Source organism: Microbulbifer mixtoriginis (SeqCode), assembly GCF_052467515.1.
The window spans coordinates 1,208,278-1,232,651 of the sequence record NZ_CP174314.1; the positions used below are offsets into that span (position 1 = coordinate 1,208,278).

General features: G+C 53.1%; 21 protein-coding genes and 1 pseudogene. 13 read left to right on the forward strand and 9 right to left on the reverse strand.

Annotation, left to right across the window (positions count from 1 at the left end):
• Nucleotides 1–7: 7 nt before the first annotated feature.
• Nucleotides 8–712 (reverse strand): response regulator, encoded by a 705-nt coding sequence (locus ACJJIT_RS05140; RefSeq protein WP_444900186.1) that lies wholly within the window; start codon nt 710–712, stop codon nt 8–10.
• Between the two features lie 168 nt (nt 713–880).
• Between ACJJIT_RS05140 and ACJJIT_RS05145 the strand changes: the two genes are divergently transcribed.
• The 4 genes from ACJJIT_RS05145 to ACJJIT_RS05160 all read left to right on the forward strand — a co-directional run bounded on the left by ACJJIT_RS05145 (nt 881) and on the right by ACJJIT_RS05160 (nt 4,683).
• A complete protein-coding gene (locus ACJJIT_RS05145; RefSeq protein WP_444900187.1) occupies nt 881–1,348 on the forward strand; it encodes a Spy/CpxP family protein refolding chaperone in 468 nt (155 codons plus the stop codon).
• A gap of 216 nt (nt 1,349–1,564) precedes the next feature.
• Nucleotides 1,565–2,116: a flavodoxin gene (locus ACJJIT_RS05150; RefSeq protein WP_444900894.1), complete on the forward strand. Its 552-nt coding sequence runs from the start codon at nt 1,565–1,567 to the stop codon at nt 2,114–2,116.
• 6 nt (nt 2,117–2,122) lie between these two features.
• Entirely contained in the window at nt 2,123–2,500 is a 378-nt protein-coding gene (locus ACJJIT_RS05155) for a hypothetical protein (protein WP_444900188.1), read from the forward strand.
• A gap of 389 nt (nt 2,501–2,889) precedes the next feature.
• Complete coding sequence (locus tag ACJJIT_RS05160) at nt 2,890–4,683, forward strand: hypothetical protein (RefSeq protein WP_444900189.1); 1,794 nt, start codon at nt 2,890–2,892, stop codon at nt 4,681–4,683.
• Nucleotides 4,684–4,763: 80 nt separating this feature from the next.
• Here ACJJIT_RS05160 and ACJJIT_RS05165 read toward each other — a convergent pair whose 3' ends face one another.
• The 8 genes from ACJJIT_RS05165 to map form a co-directional block, all read right to left on the reverse strand.
• Nucleotides 4,764–6,824, reverse strand: a complete 2,061-nt coding sequence (locus ACJJIT_RS05165) for a prolyl oligopeptidase family serine peptidase (protein ID WP_444900190.1) — start codon at nt 6,822–6,824, stop codon at nt 4,764–4,766.
• Between the two features lie 138 nt (nt 6,825–6,962).
• Nucleotides 6,963–8,096 carry a succinyl-diaminopimelate desuccinylase gene (dapE, locus tag ACJJIT_RS05170; RefSeq protein ID WP_444900191.1) on the reverse strand — a complete coding sequence of 378 codons (1,134 nt, stop codon included), beginning with the start codon at nt 8,094–8,096 and terminating at the stop codon, nt 6,963–6,965.
• A 90-nt stretch (nt 8,097–8,186) separates the two neighbouring features.
• The gene (gene dapD / locus ACJJIT_RS05175) at nt 8,187–9,218 is read right to left on the reverse strand and encodes a 2,3,4,5-tetrahydropyridine-2,6-dicarboxylate N-succinyltransferase (protein ID WP_444900192.1); all 1,032 of its coding nucleotides are present in this window, start codon (nt 9,216–9,218) and stop codon (nt 8,187–8,189) included.
• 9 nt (nt 9,219–9,227) lie between these two features.
• Nucleotides 9,228–9,581 (reverse strand): ArsC family reductase, encoded by a 354-nt coding sequence (locus ACJJIT_RS05180; RefSeq protein WP_444900193.1) that lies wholly within the window; start codon nt 9,579–9,581, stop codon nt 9,228–9,230.
• Nucleotides 9,582–9,583: 2 nt separating this feature from the next.
• Entirely contained in the window at nt 9,584–10,252 is a 669-nt protein-coding gene (gene nth, locus ACJJIT_RS05185) for an endonuclease III (RefSeq protein ID WP_444900194.1), read from the reverse strand.
• A 57-nt stretch (nt 10,253–10,309) separates the two neighbouring features.
• Nucleotides 10,310–11,488, reverse strand: a complete 1,179-nt coding sequence (dapC, locus tag ACJJIT_RS05190; protein ID WP_444900195.1) for a succinyldiaminopimelate transaminase — start codon at nt 11,486–11,488, stop codon at nt 10,310–10,312.
• A 30-nt stretch (nt 11,489–11,518) separates the two neighbouring features.
• The gene (locus ACJJIT_RS05195; RefSeq protein ID WP_444886829.1) at nt 11,519–14,224 is read right to left on the reverse strand and encodes a [protein-PII] uridylyltransferase; all 2,706 of its coding nucleotides are present in this window, start codon (nt 14,222–14,224) and stop codon (nt 11,519–11,521) included.
• Nucleotides 14,225–14,303: 79 nt separating this feature from the next.
• Entirely contained in the window at nt 14,304–15,074 is a 771-nt protein-coding gene (gene map, locus ACJJIT_RS05200) for a type I methionyl aminopeptidase (protein ID WP_252082672.1), read from the reverse strand.
• A gap of 287 nt (nt 15,075–15,361) precedes the next feature.
• Here map and rpsB point away from each other — a divergent pair, with 287 nt between their 5' ends.
• From rpsB to bamA, 9 genes and pseudogenes are all read left to right on the forward strand, one after another.
• The gene (gene rpsB, locus ACJJIT_RS05205) at nt 15,362–16,108 is read left to right on the forward strand and encodes a 30S ribosomal protein S2 (protein ID WP_444900196.1); all 747 of its coding nucleotides are present in this window, start codon (nt 15,362–15,364) and stop codon (nt 16,106–16,108) included.
• Nucleotides 16,109–16,221: 113 nt separating this feature from the next.
• Nucleotides 16,222–17,085, forward strand: a complete 864-nt coding sequence (gene tsf, locus ACJJIT_RS05210; protein ID WP_444900197.1) for a translation elongation factor Ts — start codon at nt 16,222–16,224, stop codon at nt 17,083–17,085.
• Nucleotides 17,086–17,247: 162 nt separating this feature from the next.
• Nucleotides 17,248–17,985 (forward strand): UMP kinase, encoded by a 738-nt coding sequence (gene pyrH / locus ACJJIT_RS05215; RefSeq protein ID WP_444900198.1) that lies wholly within the window; start codon nt 17,248–17,250, stop codon nt 17,983–17,985.
• Nucleotides 17,982–18,539 (forward strand): ribosome recycling factor, encoded by a 558-nt coding sequence (frr, locus tag ACJJIT_RS05220; protein WP_444900199.1) that lies wholly within the window; start codon nt 17,982–17,984, stop codon nt 18,537–18,539. The genes pyrH and frr overlap by 4 nt, the downstream gene beginning before the upstream one ends.
• Nucleotides 18,539–19,294, forward strand: a complete 756-nt coding sequence (uppS, locus tag ACJJIT_RS05225; protein ID WP_444900200.1) for a polyprenyl diphosphate synthase — start codon at nt 18,539–18,541, stop codon at nt 19,292–19,294. Before frr ends, uppS begins: the two co-directional genes overlap by 1 nt.
• 127 nt (nt 19,295–19,421) lie before the next feature.
• Nucleotides 19,422–20,267, forward strand: coding sequence for a phosphatidate cytidylyltransferase (locus ACJJIT_RS05230; RefSeq protein WP_252082663.1), 846 nt, complete (start codon nt 19,422–19,424; stop codon nt 20,265–20,267).
• A 108-nt stretch (nt 20,268–20,375) separates the two neighbouring features.
• Complete coding sequence (gene ispC, locus ACJJIT_RS05235) at nt 20,376–21,560, forward strand: 1-deoxy-D-xylulose-5-phosphate reductoisomerase (RefSeq protein ID WP_444900201.1); 1,185 nt, start codon at nt 20,376–20,378, stop codon at nt 21,558–21,560.
• A gap of 58 nt (nt 21,561–21,618) precedes the next feature.
• Nucleotides 21,619–22,974 carry an RIP metalloprotease RseP gene (rseP, locus tag ACJJIT_RS05240; RefSeq protein ID WP_444900202.1) on the forward strand — a complete coding sequence of 452 codons (1,356 nt, stop codon included), beginning with the start codon at nt 21,619–21,621 and terminating at the stop codon, nt 22,972–22,974.
• 112 nt (nt 22,975–23,086) lie between these two features.
• Nucleotides 23,087–24,364 (forward strand): annotated as a pseudogene (gene bamA, locus ACJJIT_RS05245) (outer membrane protein assembly factor BamA); the annotation flags it as partial.
• Nucleotides 24,365–24,374 lie beyond the last annotated feature (10 nt).

The following is a 24,374-nucleotide window of genomic DNA, read 5'->3' on the forward strand; positions in this document are numbered from 1 at the left end:
ATACTACCTACTGCTTGGCCTGGGTGAGCATATAACCGGCGCCGCGTATATTGATAATCAGATCACGGCTGGCGCCTTTGTCCGCGAGTTTCTTGCGAATGTTGCTGACATGTACATCAATGGAGCGGTCGTAGGGCATCAGTTTACGCCCCAGGGCATTCTCGGTGAGTACCTCTTTGCCCACTACATCCCCAGCACTTTGCACTAACACCTTGAGCACAGAAAATTCGGCCCCTGTCAGGGATAGGGCCTGGTCACTCCAATAGGCCTGATGCTCGGTTGGTAGCAGGCGTAACGGGCCGCTGCTAAGGCTGTTGTCGTTATTTTCTACCTCAACCCGACCGCGACGCAAAATTGCGCGCAGGCGCGCCGCCAACTCGCGGGGATTACAGGGTTTGGGTAAGTAGTCGTCGGCACCCATTTCCAGGCCCACGATTCGGTCTACGGTGTCCCCTTTGGCGGTCAACATAATTACCGGCAGGGAGCGGCTGGTGGGAGAAGCCTCCTCGCGCAGCTTGCGCAGTACATCAAAGCCATTGTGCACCGGTAGCATCACATCTAACACCAGGGCATCAAAGTGCTGGCTCTGGGCCAACTCCAATCCGCGGCCACCGTCGTTGGCGGCAGTTACATCAAAGCCCTCTCCGGTGAGGTACTCCCTCAGCAGATCGGTTAATTCTGTGTCGTCGTCGATTAGAAGGATGCGGCTCATGATGTTCTCTCAATTGCTGTGGGGCCATTATATGCAAAGCGTTGGCGCTAGTTATCACAGCTCTGCAGGCTTTTTACCGTTCTTAACAAATGTTTACTGCGGTTTGCCCCTGTTTACACAGGCCCGACTTACTATGAAATCACTGAATACAAACGTGAGGACGGAGTGATGAAAAACTGGAAACTGGTGCTGAGTAGCCTGGCCCTGGCCGGAGTAATGGCTGCCCCTGTAGCTACTATGGCGTTTGGCGCAGAGGAAGGCCATCACAAGCGTGGATATGAGCATATGGCGCGCAAGCTGGAACTGACTGAGGGCCAGAAAGCGCAGTTGAAGGCTAACAGAGACAGCAATAGCGAAAGCAGGAATGCCCAGCGCCAGCAGTTACAAGAGCTGCGCAAGCAAATCCATGCCGCCCTGGAGAGCGGTGCAGACCAGGCCACCCTAGATCAGCTCGGGGCCGAATTGGGTAAGTTGCAGGTGCAAAAAATGCAGAACCACTTCCAACTGCGCCAACAGTTCGAAGCGATCCTCACGGATGAGCAGAAAGCTAAATTTGAAGAGTTGAAAGAGCAGCGCAAAGAGCGCCGCATGAAGTGGCGTGAAGAGCGCCTTGAGCGCCGCGCTACAGAGAGCTGATCTTCCCCAAATCGCAGACTCCTTGTGCGATCCACCGGGCGCACCCTTCCCCAGAGGCCCGGTCGGTTCATAACCCTTTGCCCCCACAATTATGGGGGCTTTTTTGTGTCGAGGTACAGCCTTGGCCAGCTTGCCGTGCCCCGCCTTTGCTGGGAGAATACGCCGCCCCGCCAATAGGTATCTAGTGTGGCCCGGATTGGGCGAAGAGGAATGACTGTGAGCAAAATCGGCTTGTTTTATGGCAGTGACGAAGGCAATACCGAATCTGTAGCCCTGCGCATCCGCGCCCGCATGGGTGAGGAGCGGGTGGACCTGTTTGATATAGCCGATGTCACACAGTTGGACATTGCCAACTACGAGCAGCTGATTTTTGGTATTCCCACATGGGATTTCGGCCAGATCCAATCCGACTGGGAGGAGTTCTGGGAGGATGTGCAGGAAATTGACTTCAGCGGCAAGACGGTGGCCCTGTTTGGCCTGGGCGATCAGTTCGGTTACGGCGATTACTTCCTGGATGCGATGGGCATGCTACATGATGTGATTGTCGGTCGAGGGGCGGCCATTGTCGGCTTGTGGTCGACAGAAGGCTATGAATTTGAGGCTTCCAAGGCGGAAATCGAGGGCGAAGGCAAATTTATGGGTCTTGCTATCGATGAAGACCAGCAGGAAGAGCTGACTGCCGAGCGTCTCAATCTCTGGTGCAAACAGATAGCCGGCGAGCTTAACCTTGAAGGCGGTGCCGCCAATGTCGTCGAGCTGGATGACTAAATCTTCATGCCACAGACGATCCCCTTTAAAGATTTCTGGCCCTGGCTGGCCGAGCATCCCAACTGCATTCTCCGAGCTGGTACTCCAGAGAGCGTCGTTTACGATGATGATGACTACTACTGGCGCTTTGCAGAGGAGGATACCCGTACACTGCTGGTACAAGTGATGCGCGGCAAACGCCCGGTAGCGGAATTTTTTATCGAGCCCTCACATATTGCTTCTGTACAAGTGGGCCCAGGGGAGAGAGGCGAGTTTAACTTCGATCTGATGACAGAAATCCACGGGCAGATGCAGGTCATTTATTATTTTGTGCTGTCACATGGCTTAGACGAGCCAGTGAGTTCAGTCGAGGAGCTCTCAGAAACTTCAGGGCAGCTCCATTAAAAGATCGTTTATCTGATCTTGGATTTGAAGTACCAGTTGATAAATCAACTGGTACTAAGGAGACCGGAGTGGTATTAACTTATTACAGGTTCACAGCTGGGTGTTTTTCTACTGACCCAACACCAATATGCTTATCAATAAAGGCTAAAAGATCTGTATAAGGTTTCATATTCTTCCCCTCAATGTAAAAAGTTATGGCCTTGTTATTATAAGCGAAAATAAGGTTTTTCTAGCTTTTCTTTTCTCTCAAGTGGTACCAAGTTTAAATCGGAGAGTGAGTCTTCAAGTTTATTCGAGGCCCCCGATCTCTTGAGGTTGCTTCTTTGTGGGTCGTTTAATGGGTAGTTTTAAATTTTATTTAACTTTAATAAGGCCTTTAAGGGATCTAAGTGAGCGCCAAAATATTTCACAAGTTCTTATTTTTTAAATCTTTTCCTGCATTTCTTTTCTTTCTTGTTTTCTTTTTTGGAGGGTGTTCTGTTTCTCAAAAATTAATAAGCTCGAATTGGTATGAGGTTGAGACCGAGCATTTTCGTATTGTCACCAATGGGAAGCCGGACAAGGTAGAGAAGTTGGCTGATGATCTTGAAAGACTTAGAGTAGCAGCCACAAAGCATATTAATTTTATTCCAGATCAGCAAAAGTTAACTGTGTATGCTCTTTCAGATAGATTGAGTTTTAAAGGAGTTACTGGTAGGGATGATACCCGGAGAGTTGTAGGTTTATTTCAAAATACCTCTCATGGTAGCTTTGCTTTAGTGAACCTATCTGGAAACCAATATTACCCTGGTAACCCGGCACGCCAGATTTTATTTCACGAATATATACATTTTCTTACTTATGGGCGTAACTCATCCAATCTTCCTTATTGGTTTAGTGAGGGTGTGGCGGAAGTCTTTTCAACTGTTAGTTTTCATGGGGAAGAATATGAGCTGGGGATGATACCAGTAAGTCGAGCAATTACTTTAAGTCATTTGGATGAGTTATCTTTAAAAGAACTCCTTACAGCAAAGAATGGCTCTTTAAATAATAATGAGAGAGAAGCCTTATATGCTAACGGTTGGATGTTGGCGCATAGGCTGCTTTTTGATCCGCATCGTGTTAAAGCTTTGCAGCGGTATTTAGAAGGATATAGTAAGAGCTCAAATGAAGCGCGACCACTTTGGGATGAGTTGGGTATGAGTTTTGAAGAGTTAGAATCTCAATATCTGCGGTTATCAAAGTCTGATTTTGGATACTATACAATGCGCATGCCTAAAATGAATATGGCTAATTTTGCTAAGAGCGTAAGGCAGCTTTCCCAAGAAGATGCAATTTTAGAGATTGCGCAATTTATGGCGGTTTCAGGGCAGAAGTCTAACAAATTAAAAGAATTCATTGATTATGCCAAAGAGCAGGGTGTTCATAGTTATCAGTTAAATTCAGCGATGGCCTCTGCAGAGTTTCAGAGTGGAGATTATCTTCGGGCAAGAGAGTGGTTAAGTTCTATTCCCGTTGAATTTCACGATGAAAAATGGTTCCTGGAAGTTCAGACACGCATAAGGCTAGCTGAAGAACTCTCAAAAGCAGAGAGTCTCAATTTAAGCGTAGTAGCCGATATACGAGATGAGTATATTAAGCTTGTTAATTCCCATGATGATGTGCCTGTTTATTGGTATGAACTTGCAATTGCAATGCAGGTACTAGGGTATCCAAGAGAAAGTTATCTAGAAATGCTGGAGCAGGCTTATTTACGTGCGCCAAGGCACACAGGTATAGCATGGTGGTATGCCCATGAGCTTTATGTTAGCCGTGAGAAAGAATATTTCTCTCAGGTTGTTAGCCCCCTAATGGTACAGCTATCCAATTTGGAAAGGGAGGCTCGCCTAAGTTCAATGCGCAGGGAAATTGAAAATGTTAGCAGCCCTCGTGTATCCGCTAAACCTGTGAAAGAAGGTCTGGGAGAAGGTATTACTAAATACCAGGGTATGTCAGGGGAAAAAGCCTTCGCGTTGGCTTTAGATTTTAGGGGGGCTTTTGTTGTGGGCTTTTCTGAGAAGAATGTTAATCAGGAATCTGCAAATGATGATGCCCTTAATCTCTGCGAGAAATCTCGGCAGCGTTATAAGGTTTATGGAAAATGCCGCCTTTATGCAGAGGGGAATAAAATTGTAGACTCAGGGGTGGCTAATAGGCAACTTTGATTCACCCTTAATTTTGTATTAGATGCATTGGTAGGAAAAGTGTGGGCTTTTTGCCCACATTTTTATTTTAAGATTATTGGCTATTTACTAGCTAAGTTCTCATTTACTCTTTCTCTATCCGACTTATGCTGATCAAACCAGTACAAAATAGAAGCCACTTTCGCAATCATCTGGCTGGGTCTTGCGGCAATACTGTGAGAGGCGCCTGGAATTCGTACCATTGCAGCTTCCACATCGTTCAACTTCAGTGCCTGGTAAAACTGCTCTGTTTCGGACATCGGTGTGCGGTAGTCCTCCTCTCCGGTAAGCAGCATGGTTGGCGTAGTGACATTGCCCACATAAGTTAGCGGCGAGCGGCGGCGATATTCCTCAGGTTTTTCCCAGGGCATACCCGAGAACCAGTATTTGGTAAAGAACCTGGAATAGTCGGCAGTCAAGACGAAACTCTCCCAGTTGATTACCGGCTTAGCGACAACTGCTGCGCGAAATCGATCGGTTTTTCCGATGATCCAGGCCGTTAGGGTGCCGCCGCCGCTGCCGCCGGTAACGAATAATTGCTCCTCATCGATATAACCTTGGTCGATTACTGCATCGACGCCGGCTATTAAATCGTCGTAATCCTGGCTCGGGTAATTGTGATGAATCAGGTTGGCAAATTCATGCCCGTAGCTGGTGGAGCCCCGTGGGTTTGTGTAGAGAACTACATAGCCGGCGGCGGCAAAAAGTTGCACCTCGGCGGCAAACCGGGGGCCATAGTTAGAGAAGGGCCCGCCGTGAATTTCCAACAGCAGGGGATATTTTTTCTTCGGGTCGAAATTGGGCGGGTAGGCGACCCAGCCCTGTATATCGCGGCCATCAAAACTGGACTTGTAATTGATCTCCTCCACGCGGGCCATATTGCGCAGCGGCATTACATCGTTATTGAGGCTGGTCAGCGCTTTTACTTTGCCATTGTTGGCCAAAGCCAGCTCTGCCGGATGTTGCGGATTAGTTTGCGTGTAAGCAATAGCTCCGCGTTTGGATGTGGCAAAGTGAGTGCCCGAGTAGGGCCGCCCCAGCGATAGACCGCCAGCATCACTGGCGACTACAGTGTCACTGCCACCAATTTTTTTAATGGCAATTTTTGTGGAGCCCTGATCGTCGTAGCTGTAAGCGATACGTTTGCTGTCGCCGAGCCAGTCGAAGCTGGAGATGCTGCGGTCTTTAGCGGTTTGGACTTTGCGGGACTTGCCGCTGTCGAGATCGATGATGCGCAGGCTGTGTTGTTGGTACCCGAGCCGTTGATCCTCAAATCCCAGGTAGGCAAGCTTTTTACCATCGGGGGAAATCTGCGGATGGTGATCGGGCCCGAATCTTTCGGTGATCTGCTCGATGTTGCCATCCTTGAGATTTACTCTATAAATTTCAGAGTTCATCAATTCGATCTCGTGATCGGGGTGGCGGTTTGCAGAAAAGTAAATGGCGTCGTTGTTTTTGCTCCAGGCGAGACTACTGCCGTGATCGAACTCACCGCTGGTAAGCTGACGCGGGGTGCCGCCCTCACGGGGGATGACAAATACCTGGGTGTGCCCCTGCTTTAGGTAACCCATGCCGTCCGCACGATAAATACTGCGGTCGATAAACTGGGGTGGTTTTGCCCACTCTGCGCCCTCGGGGGCACCGGGTAGTTCAACCGGGAGCGGTTTGCTCTCGGGCACAAACATGGTGAAGGCAATTTGTTTGCCGTCTCGTGACCACTGAATATTTGAAGGGGATTTTGGCAGGTGGGAGATCTGCAGATTTTGGCCGTTGTCGAGCCACAATAGGTGTATCTGGGGGCTGCCACTGCGGGAACTGATAAAGGCGATTGTTTTACCGTCCGGGGATAGGCGCGGCGAATAATCAGAGTAATCTCCTGAGGTCAGTGGGCGGTGGTCCTTGCCGTCGGCACTGATGCGCCATAGGTTTGCCCGCTTGTTGTCCGCCATTTTGTTCATGGAGTTGCGGACGTAGTAAATACTCTTTCCGTCGTTACTGAACTGAGGGTCGCTGGCATACTCGAGATTGAATACATCCTCATAGCTGAAGTTAGTGGGTTGCTCTTCAGCGAGGGCAGGACTGGCGATTAATATCGCCGCGGCTATTTTCAATAGTCTGTTCATTATCTGCGGGCTCCTCCATTTTGTTATCGGAAGGAGCATACCGCAGAGGCAGTTGGTTAGGAGGCGAATAAGCCGATCCGTGTATTTAGTGGGATAGTCCGTGCAATTAATAAATAATTATCATCTGGGGCAGTAAGCTCAGGTTAGAAGCTCCCTAAGTACTTCCCGATAGATTTCCTTAAGTATATCCAAATCGTCGGCTTTGACTCTCTCATCAACTTTGTGAATAGTGGCATTGATCGGCCCCAGTTCCACTACCTGCGCTCCTGTTGGAGCGATAAAACGGCCATCCGAAGTGCCCCCGGCCGTCGATAACTCTGTTTCCTTTCCTGTGATTTTTTGAATCGCTTGCTCTACAGCGTGGACCAGTGGACCCTCGGCAGTGAGGAAGGGGTGCCCGGACAAATTAAAGTTCGCTTCATATTTTAAGTTGTACTTATCCAGGATTGCTCGGGCACGGGCCTCCAGTTCTTCGGCGGTGGATTCTGTAGAAAAGCGCCAGTTACAGAGCAGATCCACCTCACCGGGAATCACATTGGTTGCTCCTGTGCCTCCGTTGATGTTGGAAACTTGGAAGCTGGTGGCTGGGAAAAATTGGTTGCCCTGATCCCACTCTTCTGCGGCCAGTTCAGCGAGAGCTGGGGCCAAATTGTGAATTGGGTTTTCCGCCAGATGTGGATAGGCCACATGTCCCTGCACACCGAAGACTTTTAATTCAAGGCCCAGGGAGCCGCGTCTTCCATTCTTGATAATATCGCCGACGCGCTCGCTGCTGGAGGGCTCACCGACAATACAGCAGTCTATTTTTTCTCCCTGCTTCTCAAGCCACTCAACGACTTTGACTGTGCCGTTGATTGCCGGTCCCTCTTCGTCGCTGGTGATCAAAAAGGCGATGCGACCTCTGTGATCAGAGTGTTGGTGGATAAACTCCTCGCAGGCCACCACCATTGCTGCCAGTGAACCCTTCATATCGGCCGCGCCGCGACCATACAGAAAGCCATCGTGGATTTTGGGTTCGAAGGGGGGGCTGCTCCAGTTTTCCTCCGGCCCGCTCGGCACGACATCGGTGTGACCGGCAAAGGCAAGCAGAGGGCCTTTGCTTTGCCCGTTGCGCACCGCCCAAAAATTATCGGTATCGCCACGGCGCAACTTTGTCACCTTGAACCCAATTTTTTCCAGCCGCTCAATCATCTGATCCATACAGCCTGCGTCCTCGGGGGTTACGGAGCGACGGCGGATAAGGTCAAAGGCCAGTTGCAGTGTGGGGGTCACGGAATAATCCTTTTAGTTGATCAGGTGCGTTGTTATCGGAATTTATGCAGGTGGAGAGCGGGCGGGGCCGGGGCCCCGCAGGGTCAGGTTTTAATTGCTGTGCAGAGCTGCATTCAACTCAATGGCACTCTTATTCGTTAAACATTCAACGGCGCCATTGGTGGAATTTCTGCGGAACAGGAGGTCGGATTTTCCGGCCAATTCGCGTGCTTTGATGTGTTCGACCAGTTTGCCGCTGTCGTCCAGTAGGGCCACTTTGGTCCCAGCGGTGATATATAAACCCGCTTCCACGGTGCAGCGATCCCCCAGGGGGATGCCGATACCGGCGTTGGCACCCAGCAGGCAGTTGTCGCCCACGGAAATCACTATGTTTCCGCCGCCGGAGAGAGTACCCATGGTGGAGCTGCTGCCACCCAGATCGGAGCCAGCACCGACAAAAACGCCGGCCGAGATGCGGCCTTCGATCATGCCTGGTCCCTCGGTGCCCGCGTTAAAGTTGACGAAGCCCTCGTGCATGATCGTGGTGCCCTCACCGAGATAGGCGCCGAGACGCACACGCGCGGTGTGGGCGATACGGACGCCCGTGGGCACCACGTAGTTGGTCATCTTGGGAAATTTGTCGACACAGGCAACTTCCAAGTGCTCTCCGTTCAGGCGCGCTTCCAGTTGGCGCTGTGGCAGTTCTTCCAGGTCGATCGCGCCCTGATTGGTCCAGGCCACATTGACCAGTTTGCCGAAGATACCTTCGAGATTCGTTTCGTGGGGTTTCACCAGCCGGTGGGAAAGCAAATGTAATTTTAAATAGGCTTCAGGTACTGTCTGTGGCGCCTCGTCGCTGGAAAGTACGGCCACTACCAGAGGTCGGTGGCTGTTGGCGAACTGCTGTAGGATCTCCGCCTGTTCGCCCGCCCCGGCGCTGTGCAGTTTTTCAGTGAGGCTGTGCAGCAGGGTCGCGTCGAGAGGCAGGCTGTGGTTGCCGCTTTCGATATGCAGAGTCTCGGTCACCGCTTTCGCTATTTCTGCACTGGGTTTGAACAGCGGTTTTGGATAGAAGACTTCCAGCCAGTCGCCCTTGCTATTGCAGGTGCCAACGCCAAATCCGATGCTGTAGATATCGCTCATATTTTTCTCCTAGTTGGCTTGGCCGGTAAGTGCGGCGAATTCTTGCTCTTTAAAACCGAAGTGGGTAGTGCCGCCTGAGGTGGTCACCGGGCGTTTGATCAGGGTGGGGGTCTCGATGGCCAGGGTCAAAGCGCTGGCGTTGTCCATTGTGTTTTTCTGCGCTTCGCTCAGGGCGCGCCAACTGGTGGAGCGGCGATTCAGTACTTCCTGCCAGCCAAATTTATTCAGCCAGGCTTTTAGGGGCACATTGTCCATGCCGTCTTCACGGAAATCGTGAAACTGATAGTCGACCCCATTCTTTTCCAGCCATTTGCGGGCTTTTTTTACGGTGTCGCAGTTTTTAATGCCGTACAGAGTAATCACAGTTACGCCTTTTTGGTTTTCTTGGGGTTTTTGCGGTTGGGATAGCAGGTGGTGCAGATTTCGCAGACTGTGCCGTCGCAGCCGCGTGCCGAGCAGTACTCGCGGCCATAAAAAATAATCTGCAGGTGCAATTTATTCCACTTTTCTCTGGGGAATAGCCTTTTTAGATCTTTCTCGGTCTGGGTGACATTTTTACCGCTGGTGAGTCCCCAGCGCTGCGCCAGGCGGTGAATATGGGTGTCCACAGGGAAGGCCGGGTGACCAAATGCCTGGGACATTACCACACTTGCGGTCTTGTGGCCGACGCCGGGCAGGGTTTCCAGGGCGGCCATATTTTCCGGCACTTTACTGTGGTATTCGTTGACGAGAATTTGTGACAGCTTGCTGATGGCTTTGGATTTTTGCGGTGATAAACCGCAGGGGCGGATAACCGCTTGAATTTCCTCCACGGGTACTAGAGCCATATCCTCCGGGTTGTCGGCCAACTGCCAGAGGGCGGGGGTGATCTGGTTTACGCGCTCATCGGTACACTGCGCTGAGAGTAGTACGGCGACTAACAAGGTGTAGGAGTCTTTGTGATCGAGCGGAATCGGGGTCTGCGGATAGAGTTCTTCCAGGCGCTGTAGAATAAAATCCACGCGCTCTTGCTTGAGTAAATTTTTTACTGCCATTCTCGTCTGTGCCTGGGGGGCTCCTGGGTTACGGTGTCTGTTGGATTAGTTCGTCTGTCAGGTTTGCTGGCAAAATTCCTTGATGCGCTCTGCAGCCTCTATGCATTCTTCCAATGTGGCCACCAGGGCCATGCGTACATACTCGCTGCCTGGATTTACTCCCTCGTTATTGCGGGCGAGGAAAGAGCCTGGCAAAACCGTGATATTTTGCTGGCGGTATAGCTCTCTGGCGAACTCCTCCCCGTTGCCGACTCGCGGCCACAGGTAAAAGCTGGCCTGTGGTTTTTGTACTTCTAAGCAGCCGTCGAGAATATCGAGCACCGCGTCGAACTTTTGTCGGTAGAGTGCGCGATTTTCGCGTACGTGCTCTTCATCCTGCCAGGCGGCAATAGAGGCGTATTGGTTGGGTAGCGGCATTGCGCAGCCGTGGTAGGTGCGATAGAGCAGGAACTTGTCCAGCAGCTGAGCGTCGCCGGCGACAAACCCGGAGCGCAGTCCCGCCAAATTGGAGCGCTTCGACAGGCTGTGAAAAACCACGCAGCGGTGATAGTTGCTGCGGCCCATTTGCTCGCAGGCTTGCAGCAGCCCGGCCGGTGGTTCGCTCTCGTCGAAATAGAGTTCCGAGTAGCACTCATCTGAGGCGATGGTGAAGTTGAAGCGGTCTGCAAGCTCGATGAGTGATTGTAAATCGTCGATCCCTAGCAGGGCGCCTGTGGGATTGCCCGGTGAGCACAGGTAGAGCAGTTCACACTGCTGCCACACCGATTCGGGCACCGAGCCGAAGTCTGGTTTAAAACTATTGTCGGCGAGGCAGTTGATAAAGTGCGGCTCGGCGCCGGCGAGCAGGGCCGCCCCCTCGTAAATCTGGTAGAAGGGGTTGGGCATCAGTACTTCACTGCCCGGCGTGACCGTGGCCTGTGCGAAGGCGAATAACGCTTCGCGGGTGCCGTTTACTGGCAGCACCTGGGAATCGGCACTCACCTGTTTGAGTTGGAAGCGGGCGCACAGCCAGTCGGCAATTGCCTGGCGCAGGGGTTCAAGGCCTATGGTGAGCGGGTAGGCGGAGATTTTATCCAGGTGCGCGACTAGCGCTCTCTGTACGAATTTGGGCGGCTCGTGTTTCGGTTCGCCGATGGAGAGGGCGATATGGGGTTTGTTCGCCGGCTGCAGGCCCGCTTTCAGTGCCTGTAACTTGGAAAAAGGGTAGGGCTGCAGCTTGTCCAGGTTTGGATTCATGGCGTTCTTATCCGCTCGTCATTGGTGATATTACGGCGCTGTGTGGTCATCCAGCTCCCGGCAAATGGCCTGCTCCAGAGCGCGGTTGGTCTCGGCATTGCAGAGCGCGCGCCCCTCGGCGTCGGTGATATGGAAAATATCCTCCACCCGCTCCCCGAGAGTGGAGATCTTGGCATTGTGCAGGCGCAGATCGTGTGTGACAAAGGTGCGTGCAATCAGGGCCAGCAGGCCCGGTCTATCAGCACTGGTAATTTCCAGCGTGCTGTACTGATCTCCCGGTTCTGTGGATAGGTGCGCGCGGCTCTCCAGTGAAAACATCTTTAGGCGCCTCGGCGTGCGCCGTTGGATCACCTTGGAGTAATCCTCCACCAGTTCCAGCTCCTCTTGTAGGGTTTCGCGAATTTGCTGCAGGCGCTGGGGTTCGTCGAGCAGGGGCTGTCCAGATTCGTCCAGTACATAAAAAGTGTCTAGGGTGTAACCTGAAGCCGAGCTGTAAAGGCGCGCGTCGTGCACGTTCAGGTTGAGCATATCGAGTCCGGTGACTGCGGCGGCGAACACATTGGCGCGGTCGGGGGTATAGACGAAAACCTGGGTGGCGCCATCGTGCTCACCGGGGCCCGAGTTGCGCGTTAGTACCAGGGTGTCGCTCGGCAGCAGCGGGCTGTTGCTGTGCAGCTCATGGATGGCCGCGGTGTGCCAAACGATGTTGTCGGCGCTCTCGCGTACAAAGTAGTCCTCGCCCATTTGCGCCCAGATATTTTCTATGGAGGCCTCTGGCAGACCGAGGGCGCTCAGCTTTTCCAGTGCCAGGCTGCGGGTCTCCTCGATGATTTCCTCCCGGTCGACGGGATTCTCCAAACCACGGCGCAGGGCGTGTTGGGTGGCCTGGTAGAGCTGGCGCATCAGGCTGGCGCGCCAGCTGTTCCAAAGCTCTGGGTTGGTGGCGTTGATATCGGCTACTGTGAGGGCGTAGAGGTAATCCAGGTGTTCGCGGTCGCCCACCTCGCGGGCGAAGGCATGCACCACCTCCGGGTCGCTGATGTCCTGTTTTTGAGATACCTGGCTCATCAATAGATGCTTTTCCACCAGCCAGCACACCAGGCGGCGGTCGCGTGCCGGCAGTTGGTGGCGTTGGCAGAATTCGGCGGCGTCCACCACGCCCAACTTCGAGTGGTCGCCGCCGCGACCCTTGGCGATATCGTGGTAGAGACCGGCAATATACAGCAGCTCGGGCTGGCGCAACCGCTCGAGGATCTCCGCGGCGATCGGGAATTTCTCCCGTGCTTCGGGGCCGCGAAAACTGCGCATATTGCGCACCACCTGCAAGGTGTGAGCGTCCACAGTGTAGATATGGAAGAGATCGTGCTGCATTTGCCCGGTAACGCGGCCGAATTCTGGCAGGTAGCGCCCGAGAATACCGTAGCGGGTCATGCGCGACAGCTGTGTGGAGAGTCCGCGCGCAGAACGCAGCAGTTCCATAAACAACTCGCTGTTGGCGGAGTCCGCGCGAAAGCGCTCATCGATCAAGTGGCGGTGCTCCCGGATCAGGCGGATAGTTGAGGCACGCACCCGGGTAATCTGCGGGTGCCTGGCCATCAACACAAAGATTTCCAATAGTGCAGAGGGGTGCTGATTAAACACCTGCGGATAGGCGGCTTCAATCGCGCCGCCGCGCAGTTGGAAGCGCTCATTGATGGGGGTGACAGCCTGTTCACCCCCTTGTTGGATCACCTCGCCCAAATACTGCAGCAATACATCGTTAAGCTCGCGTAGGGCCATTACGATGCGATAGTAGTTGTGCATAAATTGCTCAACTGCCAGCTGGGTGTCGCTGTCTTCATAGCCAAATTGTTTGGCTAGCTCCCTCTGGTAGTCGAACAGCAGTCGCTCCTCGGCGCGCCCGGCGAGGAGGTGAAGGCCGTAGCGCACACGCCAAAGGAAACTTTCGCCGGACTGCAGGATGGCGAATTCTTCCTCAGTGAAAAAGGCTTTGCCCTGCAACTGTCTGAGCGTGCGTACGCGAAAAAAGTACTTCGCGACCCAAGAGATAGTCTGGATATCGCGCAGCCCGCCGGGTGCGTTTTTGATGTTGGGCTCGAGAATATATTCCGCTGCCTGCTGGCGGTTGTGGCGCTCATCCTGTTCCGCCAGTTTGGCTTTGAAGAAGTCCTCGGTGGGCCAGAGCTTGCCCCCCTCCATCCCGGCCGCAAGCCGTTCGCCGGGTTTGCTATCACCCACCACAGTACGGGACTCGGTGAGATTGGTGATGACGGTGATGTCCTCGGCGGCCAGCGCTAGGCACTCTTTTACGTTGCGCACTGAGTGACCGATCTCCAAGCCCAAATCCCAGAGGAAAGTAATGAGGCGCTCTATGTTGTCGACTGTTTCATCATCGGCCCGTTCTTCGGTGAGGATCAACAGGTCGATATCGGAATGGGGGTGTAGCTCCCCGCGCCCATAGCCTCCGACGGCCAGCAAGCTGGCGCCCGGTCTCCAGCTGTACTGATGCCAGGCGTAGTGCAACAGGCAGTCGATGAATAAGGCGCGCTCATGCACGAGGGTGGCCACATCTTCCCCCTCGCGAAAACGTTCAGCCATCTGGTGCTCGGCAGCGCCAATCGCATCTTTAAATACTTGCAAGGGCGGTTTTTCACGGGAAGCCAAGTCCCGGCGAAAGCGGGTTTGATCGAAGAAGAACAGGGGGCGCTCGAAGTAAGGGATATTGGCCGGCTGCATGACTGAAGTCCGTTTGGCAGTGTCCCGCCGCGCGGCAGCGGGACTGTGCATCTTTAATTGGAGCGGGGAGAGTTTGCGATTAAAACTTTTCCTCACCGCGTGCGGTCAGTACCTCAACCCCGTTGCTGGTGACCACCATGGTGTGCTCCCACTGCGCCGATAGGCGGCGGTCCTTGGTGACTGCCGTCCAGCCGTCGCCGAGAACGCGGGTTGCGGCTTTGCCGGCATTGATCATCGGCTCAATAGTGAAGGTCATGCCCTCCTGCAAAACTTCGCCAGTTCCGGGCTGGCCGTAGTGCAATATCTGAGGTTCTTCGTGGAAGACATCGCCGATACCGTGACCGCAGAAGTCGCGTACGACGGAGTAGTAATTCTTTTCGGCATGCTGCTGGATCACATGGCCAATATCACCGAGGCTGGTACCCGGGCGCACTATCTCAATAGCCTTGTACATGCATTCTTGGGTTACGCGCACCAGTCGCTCGGCGTGTGCAGCGGGCTTGCCGACAAAGAACATCTTGCTGGTGTCGCCGTACCATCCATCCTTGATCACGGTGACGTCAATATTAATGATGTCGCCCTTTTTGAGGACTTTGCTTTCAGAGGGTATTCCGTGGCAGACCACTTCATTGACCGAGGTGCAAATGGACTTTGGGAAGCCTCGATAGCCGAGGCAGGCGGGAATGGCTTTCTGCACATTGACAATATGGTCGTGGCAGCGGCGGTCCAGTTCTTCCGTTGTGACACCAGGGACCACATATTCGCCAATCATTTCCAGGACCTCTGCGGCGAGGCGGCCCGCGGTGCGCATTTTGGCAATTTGTTCCGGCGTCTTTATGGCTGAGGTCATGCGTGTCCTTAAGTCTATCTGTGAAGGCGGGCATTGTAGCGGATTGCCGGTGGTGGGGCATAGCGTCAGGGCTTGACACTATTCAGCGAGCGAATCGGCGCACTCATTCGCACCATATTTGTCCGCGTCCTTCACTCAGCTGTGCGATTGTGGTATAAAGCGCGCCGCTCCGGAATGCTTCCGGGGTGAAAATGCCGCACACGCATCGACACATGTGTCTGGGTGCCTCGATAGGGGTTGACGCATGGGATGTGTGGAGGACTAACCCGTATATATAGAGGTTTATTATGCCGCAAGTAAGCATGCGCGATATGCTGCAGGCTGGTGTTCACTTTGGCCACCAGACCCGCTACTGGAACCCGAAGATGGGTCAATTCATCTTTGGTGCCCGCAACAAGATTCACATCATCAACCTGGAGCACACTGTACCGGCCTTCAACGAAGCCCTGCAGGTGATCAAGGGGATGGCTGCTCAAAAGAAAAAGATTCTGTTCGTTGGCACCAAGCGTGCTGCACAGAAATCTATCAAAGAGCAGGCTGAGCGCTGTGGCCAGCCCTTCGTCAGCAATCGCTGGCTGGGCGGTATGCTCACCAACTACAAAACCATCCGCGCGTCCATCAAGCGTTTCCGTGAGCTGGAAGCCCAGTCTCAAGATGGCACTTTCGAAAAGCTGACCAAAAAAGAAGCTCTGATGCGCACCCGCATGATGGAAAAGCTTGACCGCTCCATCGGTGGTATCAAAGACATGGGCGGCCTGCCCGACGCGATTTTCGTAATCGACGTTGAGCACGAGCGCATCGCCATCCAGGAAGCTAACAAGCTTGGTATTCCGGTAATCGGTGTTGTCGATACCAATAGCGATCCCGCTGGTGTTGACTATGTAATTCCCGGTAACGACGACGCTATCCGTGCAATCAAGCTGTACACCACTGTTGCAGCTGACGCGGTGCTCGCCGGTGCAGTGGAAGCTGGTAGCGCGGTGAACAAAGACGAGTACGTCGAAGCTAGCGATGACGAAGCTGCTGCAGAGTAATTTGCAGGGCTAAGTGGTGTAACGGAGTAGCGTTACATTGCGAACTTAAAAAGGGGCCCGAATTACGGCCCCTTTTTTCTAATTTTTAGTGACAGAACCCCGAGGAAAAAATCATGGCGATTACCGCGTCAATGGTAAAAGAACTGCGCGAGCGTACTGGCCTGCCGATGATGGAGTGTAAGAAAGCACTTACCGCAGCGGATGGCGATATCGAGAAAGCGATCGAAGACCTGCGCAAAGCCTCCGGCCTGAAGGCTGCTAAAAAAGCTGGCCGCACCGCTGCAGACGGCGTTGTCGCTGCAAAAGTAGCCGAGGACGGCAGCTACGGTGTGTTGGTTGAAGTGAACTCTGAGACTGACTTCGTTGCCCGCGATGAAAACTTCCAGGCTTTTGTTGCCAAGGTGGTCGATAAGGCATTTGCTGAGCGTCAGCAGGACGTAGCCGCCCTGATGGAAGGTGATCTGGAAACTGCTCGCGAAGCACTGGTTCAGAAAATCGGTGAGAACATCGGTGTGCGTCGAATCCAGCTGGTTGAGGCTCCGGTTGTAGGTGCCTACGTACACTCCAATAATCGTATCGCCGCCCTGGTAGCTCTGAGCGCTGGTGAGGTTGAGCTGGCGAAAGACGTTGCTATGCACGTAACCGCGGTAAACCCCCAGGTGAATAAGCCTGAAGATATGCCTGCTGATGTTCTGGAAAAAGAGAAGGACATCATCAAGGCGCAGCCGGATATGGAAGGCAAGCCCGCTGAGATCGTTGAGAAAATGATGGGTGGCCGTATCAAGAAGTTCCTGAAAGAGAACAGCTTGGTCGAGCAGCCTTTCGTTAAGAATCCTGACGTGAGCATTGGCAAGCTGGTTAAAGATGCCGGCGCTGACGTAACTTCTTTCGTTCGTTTTGAAGTGGGCGAAGGTATCGAGAAAGAAGAGGTGGACTTCGCTGCAGAAGTGGCTGCACAGGTTAAGTCCTCTTCTTAATTGATAATAGTGGGTGCCCTGTGCGCTCACTCGCGGTGGGGTGCCTTCGCTGGAGCCTATGTGCTTACAGCGGGGCGCCCCTCTGTGTAAATGACTGAAAGTGTTGTAATGTTCGGCGGCAATACTTGGCCACTAAACAGGTACATTTGAGAGGACCGAAGAATGCCCGGTATTAAAGACCGCAAATATAAAAGAATTCTGTTGAAACTCAGCGGCGAAGAGCTGATGGGTGATCAGGGTTTTGGTATCAGCCCTAAAGTGCTGGACAAAATGGCCCTGGAGATTGGCCAGCTGGTAGGTATCGGCGTTCAGGTTGGATTAGTTGTGGGCGGCGGCAATTTGTTTCGCGGCGCGGCCCTGAGTGCAGCCGGACTCGATCGCGTGACCGGCGATCATATGGGAATGCTGGCTACGGTAATGAATGCCCTGGCCCTGCGAGATGCACTCGAAAGGTCCAATATCTCCTCGCGGGTCATGTCCTCTATTCAGATGAGCGGAATTGTGGACCACTATGACCGCCGCGCGGCCATTCGCTACTTGGAGCGCGGTGAGGTACTGATTTTTGCCGCGGGGACAGGCAACCCATTTTTTACCACAGATTCTGCAGCCTGCCTGCGCGGTATTGAAATTGAGGCTGAGTTGGTGCTAAAAGCCACCAAGGTAGACGGTGTTTACTCGGCTGATCCGGTACTGGACCCTACCGCAACCCGCTATGACCAGCTGACTTATGACGAAGTGCTCGATAAAAAACTTGGCGTGATGGATTTGACTGCGATCTGCCTCTGCCGCGAGCACAATATGCCCGTTCGGGTGTTCCGTATGGATAAAACCGGTGCGCTGCTCAATATTGTCGTGGGCGGCGAGGAAGGCACGCTAATCGAAGAGGAAGTGACATCGTGATTGAAGATATCAAAAAAGACGCTAAGGCTCGCATGAGCAAGGCGCTCGACGCACTGGCCAATAATTTCAATAAGATTCGCACCGGCCGTGCGCATCCGAGTATTCTCGACGGTATTCATGTTTCCTATTACGGTTCAGATACTCCACTATCTCAGGTTGCCAATGTCACAGTTGAGGATGCGCGCACCTTATCGGTGACTCCCTGGGAGAAAAACCTGGTTCCAGACATCGAAAAGGCGATTATGAAATCGGATCTGGGCCTCAACCCAAGCACAGCGGGTGCGGTTATTCGTATACCGATGCCTATGCTGACCGAAGAGACTCGCAAGAATTTTATTCGTCAGGCTCGCGGTGAGGCTGAGACTGCGCGTGTGTCTATCCGAAATATTCGTCGCGATGCGCTGGCTGAGGTGAAATCTTTGGTCAAGGACAAGGAGATCTCCGAGGACGATGAGCGTCGTGCAGGTGATGATGTTCAGAAAATTACAGATCAGTTTGTAGCGGATGTCGATAAGGCGCTCACAGCTAAAGAAAAAGATCTGATGGAAATTTAATGGGTAATAGTGGTACCAGCTTGAGCTCCTCAGTCCCCCGACATATCGCCATTATTATGGATGGTAATGGGCGCTGGGCCGCCCGCAGAGGGCTCTCGCCCTCGGCTGGGCACAAGGCTGGAGTTGAGCGCATACGCGATCTCCTGTCTACGTGTAGGAGTCGCGGTGTAGAGGTGCTGACATTGTTCGCTTTTTCCAGCGAAAATTGGCAGCGCCCTCCTAAGGAAGTGGAGCTGCTAATGACGCTGTTTCATTCCTATCTGCGCAAAGAAGCTAGGCGTATGCGTGATGAAGGCGTGCGCCTGAGAGTGGTAGGGCGCAGGGATCGTTTTTCGCCTCGCTTGCAGCGCGCCATTGCGGAAGCGGAAGAGATTACCCGAGGCTGTACTCAGGGCGACCTGGTTATTGCTGCGGACTATGGCGGTCGCTGGGATATTGCCCAGGCGGCAAAGCAGCTTGCCGAAGAGGTGGTCAATGGCCAGCGGTCCCTTGACTCCATTGATGAGGATGCGGTTGAAAGCCATATACAGCTCGCGGATTTGCCATCGGTGGATCTATTGATAAGATCCAGTGGCGAGCAGCGTATTAGTAACTTTATTCTCTGGCAGGCCGCCTATAGCGAGTTATTTTTTACCGATACGCTCTGGCCGGATTTTGATGAAAGCGCCCTTGATGAGGCGATAAAAGCATTTCAACAGCGCGACCGGCGATTCGGTGGGCGCGCTGAAGGTGATGGCACGGCTGTGCAGGCCTGACGGGGATCGGGCCAAATGCGCGGCCATTTTTTTGTCCGCGAATAAATTTTAGGAATATTACACCGGGGCGTTCAGGCTTGCTGTGCGATAGTAGGCTGAGTGTAGGTCCAGATGAAAGGGGTTTTCGGTGCTTAAACAAAGAATAATTACTGCGCTGGTATTGCTGGTACTTTTCGCTGGAGTTTTGTTCCTGCTACCAATTCAATGGTACACACTGATTTTCGTAGCGGTGATTTTGCTTGGTGGTTGGGAGTGGGCCAATCTTTCCAACCTCAATCGCGCACTGCGTTTTGTCTTTCTCGCCGCACTGGGCGGAACCCTGGTATTCACCGCGGAATATGTTTTTTCCATGGATTTCGGATCCCCGGATATTGATCGGGCTCGTCAAATCCTAGCAGTAGCCTGCGGTTGGTGGGCGCTCGCTTTTCACTGGGTCCAGAGCTACCCCGCCAGTGCCTCGCTGTGGGGCAATCGTTGGGTACGTGGCCTGATTGGGCTAGTGGTTCTGGTGCCCAGCTGGTTGTCGTTGGTGGTTTTACGTGGGCTCGACCACGGGGCCTGGCTGGTATTGTATGTCGTCGCTATTGTTGTCGCTGCCGATGTGGGCGCTTATTTTGTCGGGCGCAAGTTCGGAAAGCGCAAGTTGGCCCGCGAAGTGAGTCCCGGCAAATCCTGGGAGGGTTTTTTTGGCGGTTTGGGAGCCTGCTTGATACTCGCACTGGTTACTTCCTATCTGTTTGATCTTCCTCTGAAAAATACTGTGCTGTTCTCTTTTGGTGTACTGGTAACTGCGCTTGCCTCAGTCATTGGCGACCTGCTGGAGAGTATGTTCAAGCGGCACCGGGGTATCAAAGACAGTAGTCATATTCTGCCAGGGCATGGCGGTGTTATGGATCGGCTGGATAGTCTCACTGCGGCTTTGCCGGTTTTCACCATGGCGGCCCTCGCTAGTGAGCTGCCTAAGTACTTATAACGGGTACGCCACACTTCAATTTATATCCAGTGCTTGTGACCAGCGCCGCCATTGTCTGTCGGTGCTTTGGTCGAGGTACAAGAAGTTTCGTAGGTAAGTCGAGCACTTATGCAAAGGCAATCTCCACAAGTCGTCACTGTCCTAGGTTCTACGGGCTCTATTGGTGTAAGCACTCTCGATGTGCTTTCCCGCCACCCCCAGCGCTATACCATCTATGCCCTGACAGCTCGCGAGCGTATCGCTGAGCTGGCCCAGCAGTGTCGTCAATATAACCCTCGCTTTGCGGTGGTGGCTGGTGAAGAGGGGGCCGATCAATTGCGCAGTATGCTGGGGGAGGAAGTTTCTACTGAAGTCCTTTGGGGTTTGGAAGGGCTATGCCAAGTTGCTTCTGCGAATGAAGTGGATGTGGTTATGGCGGCAATTGTCGGTGCAGCTGGGCTGCGTCCAACTTTAGCAGCAGTTGAAGCTGGGAAGAAAGTGTTGCTTGCGAATAAAGAGGCTCTGGTGATGGCCGGCCCAGTTTTCCTGCAAGCTTTGCGTGCAGGAGGTGCCCAATTACTTCCAATTGACAGCGAGCACAATGCCATTTTCCAGTGTCTGCCCCAGCCGTTTGGCAGCTTGGAGGGGGCGGGAGTGGAAAAAATCTTGCTAACCGGTTCCGGCGGCCCTTTCCGCACACGCCTAGCCGGTGATTTACATCGAGTGACCCCCGAGGAAGCTTGCGCACACCCCAATTGGTCGATGGGACGGAAAATTTCAGTAGATTCGGCCACCATGATGAATAAGGGGTTGGAGTTTATTGAAGCCTGTTATTTGTTCAGCGCCAGCCCAGAGCAAATAGAAGTGGTCGTGCACCCACAGAGTATTGTGCATTCCATGGTGCAATATCGGGATGGCTCCCTGTTGGCACAGATGGGTAATCCAGATATGCGCACCCCCATCGCTCACGCACTGGCCTTTCCCACCCGCATAGATGCTGGGGTTCCTGCACTCGACCTGATAGCGCAGGGCCGCCTGGATTTTGAAGCGCCAAATTATCAGCGATTCCCCTGCCTGCGTCTGGCACGCGAAGCTATGAATGCCGGCGGCAGTGCTCCCACGGTATTGAATGCGGCCAATGAGGTGGCTGTAGAGGCGTTTTTACAAGGACGGTTGGCATTTACTAGTATTGCTGCGGCTATAGAAAAAGTAATGAATAGCACTCCCACCGTTGAACTGACAGGGCTGGACGTAGTCGAAGCCATTGATCTCAATGCGCGGGAGCTGGCCCAACAAGCTGTTGGGGCCCTTTAATTTTGCTGCTGGGCATATAATGCCGGTGTTTGCGCATGAAAAGAGACTGTAACTGAGTATGGATCTGATTCAGACGGTAATCTGGGCCTTGGTAGCCCTCGGTATACTGGTTTCCTTCCACGAGTTTGGACACTTTCTCGTAGCACGGCTCTGTGGGGTCAAGGTGCTGCGCTTTTCTGTCGGCTTTGGCCGCCGCCTTTTCTCTCGCTATGACCGGCACGGCACTGAGTTTGCTATCTCAGCAATTCCCCTTGGTGGCTATGTCAAAATGCTAGATGAGCGGGAGGGGCCTGTCGCCGCTCACGAGCTGAATCAGGCATTTAACCGAAAGAGTGTTTGGGCGCGTATGGCGATTGCTGCAGCGGGCCCCGCAGCTAACTTCCTGTTGGCAATTGTACTGTTTTGGATTGTCTTTATGGGGGGCACGGCGGGTCCGGTGCCTGTCGTAGATTCCGTCAAGCCTGGAAGTATTGCTGAAGCTGCGGGATTGGAGTCCGGGCAGGAAATTATCGCGGTGGATGGCGAAGCTACACCCACTTGGCAAGCCCTCAACTGGCGCTTAGCTAACCGTTTGGGGGACAGTGGCTCTATAGAATTCTCAGTGCGCTACCCGGACTCTAACCTCGAATATCATATGGCGGCTGATATCGACCGTTGGCTCGCAGGGCAGGAAGTCCCTGACCCATTGGGGGAGATTGGCCTTGGTCTCTGGACGCCGCCCATTAGTATGACGTTGCATAAGGTTGTGGAGGCTAGCGCTGCTAGTGCAGCGGGGCTGCGTGCGGGCGATAAGATTGTGGCTACCGACGGGCGAATTTTTTCCGGTTGGGAAGAGTGGAGTCAGTATGTGCGCGCTCGTGCAGGCGAGCCCCTTCAGGTGGAAGTTGAACGACAGGGGCAACGGTTGACCCTGCCGGTTACGCCGGCGCAAGTGACGCTCGACAGTGGTGAGCGTGTCGGCCAGATCGGAGTACAGCCCGTCACCGAGCGCTGGCCCGAGGATCGCGTACGAGTTTTCCACTACGGTGTAGCTGGCGCTCTTTCTCAGGGAGTGCAAGAGACTTGGGACAAAACACTGTTCACTCTGAACAGCTTGAAGAAATTGATTTTTGGTCAACTTTCGACCAAAAACTTGAGTGGCCCCATCACCATTGCTAAAGTGGCGGGTACTTCCGCAGAGAGGGGGTGGCAGTCTTTCCTGTCGCTTTTAGCTCTGCTTAGTATCAGTCTCGGTGTACTCAATCTGTTACCCATTCCGGTACTCGATGGTGGTCACCTTCTCTACTACGGTATTGAGGCGGTCAAGGGTTCTCCTGTGTCTGAGAGAGTGCAGGTGATCGGTTTACAAGTAGGTATGGCCTTAGTGCTTTGTATTATGGGGTTGGCTCTTTATAACGATATTTTACGTTTGTAGCCTCCTGGAGTGCATTTTCCTATGGCGTTTGGAGTGAATAGATTTTTAGAGTGAGCGCGGTGCCGGTTACCTTGGGAACCTCTGCTCCTATCAGAAGCGGTTCGGAATTAGTATGAAATATTGGCTGTTAGCGATATCCCTGGGCTTGGTGCTGCCTCTCAGCGCTTTAGCTCAGTCATTCGTTCTCAGCGATATTCGTGTAGAAGGTTTGCAGCGTGTTTCTGCAGGCACCGTTTTTTCAGCTCTTCCGGTGCGTGTTGGCGATGAAATTGAGCTTGCGGATATTCAGGGGGCGACCCGAGAACTGTTTCAAACCGGTTATTTTGAGGATATTCAGATCGGTCGTGAAAGTAGCGTTTTAGTTGTTAACGTAAGAGAGCGGCCAGCCATATCTAAGATAGATATATCAGGAAACAAGGCGATTGCCTCGGAAGATCTGCTAAAGGCGCTGAAGGATTACGGTCTGGCCGAGGGACAGATTTTAAAGCGCTCGACCCTCAAAGGGTTGACCCGGGAGTTTGAGCGCCAGTATGTGGCACAGGGGCGCTATGGCGCTAGCGTCCAAGCAGAAGTTAAAGAGTTACCACGCAATCAGGTTGAATTGAAGGTTATTGTCGAGGAAGGGACCGTTGCTGCGATTAAACATATCAACATCGTAGGGAATCGCGTCTTTTCAGATCAAGAGCTCGGAGAAATTTTTGAGCTTAAAACCACTGGCTGGCTCTCTTGGTTGCGCAGTGATGATAAGTACTCCCGTGAGAAGCTCACTGGTGACCTGGAGCGTCTTGAATCTTATTATCTCGATCGCGGATATCTCGACTTCCAGATCGACTCTACCCAAGTATCTCTTGGGCCGGACAAGAAGAGTGTTTTCATCACTGTTAACGTGATTGAGGGTGATGTTTACACTGTTAGTGAAGTAGAACTTGCTGGAGACCCAGTCGTTCCAGAGGAAGAAATTAAGCGCTTGCTGCTAGTGCGTGAAGGGCAGACGTTCTCCCAGGTCAGGATGACAACGACTTCAGACTATATTTCCAAGCGTTTGGGCAACAAGGGTTACGCTTTTGCCGAAGTAAACGGTATTCCAGAAGCCAATAAAGAAGAGAACACGGTAAAAATCACTTTCTTTATTGACCCTGGCAAGCGCACCTACGTTAGGCGTATTACTTTTCGTGGAAACACTCGCACGGCAGATGAAGTCTTGCGGCGAGAGTTGCACCAAATGGAGTCCGCTTTAGCTTCTTCGGCTCTTATTGAGCAATCTAAAGTTCGCCTTGAGCGACTTGGTTACTTGAAGGTGGTGAAAGTTGAAACGGTCAAGGTACCCGGGAACTCAGAACGGGTTGATGTCGATTACAAGGTAGAGGGGCAACCCTCAGGTTCCGGGGGAGCTGGGCGCT

Excerpts from the sequence above, each read along its gene's own strand:
- tsf (WP_444900197.1), top strand. The coding sequence starts at position 16,222 with ATGGCGATTACCGCGTCAATGGTAAAAGAACTGCGCGAGCGTACTGGC.
- pyrH (WP_444900198.1), top strand. The coding sequence starts at position 17,248 with ATGCCCGGTATTAAAGACCGCAAATATAAAAGAATTCTGTTGAAACTC.
- ispC (WP_444900201.1), top strand. The coding sequence starts at position 20,376 with ATGCAAAGGCAATCTCCACAAGTCGTCACTGTCCTAGGTTCTACGGGC.
- ACJJIT_RS05165 (WP_444900190.1), bottom strand. The coding sequence starts at position 6,824 with ATGAACAGACTATTGAAAATAGCCGCGGCGATATTAATCGCCAGTCCT.
- rpsB (WP_444900196.1), top strand. The coding sequence starts at position 15,362 with ATGCCGCAAGTAAGCATGCGCGATATGCTGCAGGCTGGTGTTCACTTT.
- dapD (WP_444900192.1), bottom strand. The coding sequence starts at position 9,218 with ATGAGCGATATCTACAGCATCGGATTTGGCGTTGGCACCTGCAATAGC.
- nth (WP_444900194.1), bottom strand. The coding sequence starts at position 10,252 with ATGGCAGTAAAAAATTTACTCAAGCAAGAGCGCGTGGATTTTATTCTA.
- ACJJIT_RS05155 (WP_444900188.1), top strand. The coding sequence starts at position 2,123 with ATGCCACAGACGATCCCCTTTAAAGATTTCTGGCCCTGGCTGGCCGAG.
- ACJJIT_RS05145 (WP_444900187.1), top strand. The coding sequence starts at position 881 with ATGAAAAACTGGAAACTGGTGCTGAGTAGCCTGGCCCTGGCCGGAGTA.
- dapC (WP_444900195.1), bottom strand. The coding sequence starts at position 11,488 with ATGAATCCAAACCTGGACAAGCTGCAGCCCTACCCTTTTTCCAAGTTA.
- rseP (WP_444900202.1), top strand. The coding sequence starts at position 21,619 with ATGGATCTGATTCAGACGGTAATCTGGGCCTTGGTAGCCCTCGGTATA.
- ACJJIT_RS05140 (WP_444900186.1), bottom strand. The coding sequence starts at position 712 with ATGAGCCGCATCCTTCTAATCGACGACGACACAGAATTAACCGATCTG.
- uppS (WP_444900200.1), top strand. The coding sequence starts at position 18,539 with ATGGGTAATAGTGGTACCAGCTTGAGCTCCTCAGTCCCCCGACATATC.
- ACJJIT_RS05195 (WP_444886829.1), bottom strand. The coding sequence starts at position 14,224 with ATGCAGCCGGCCAATATCCCTTACTTCGAGCGCCCCCTGTTCTTCTTC.
- map (WP_252082672.1), bottom strand. The coding sequence starts at position 15,074 with ATGACCTCAGCCATAAAGACGCCGGAACAAATTGCCAAAATGCGCACC.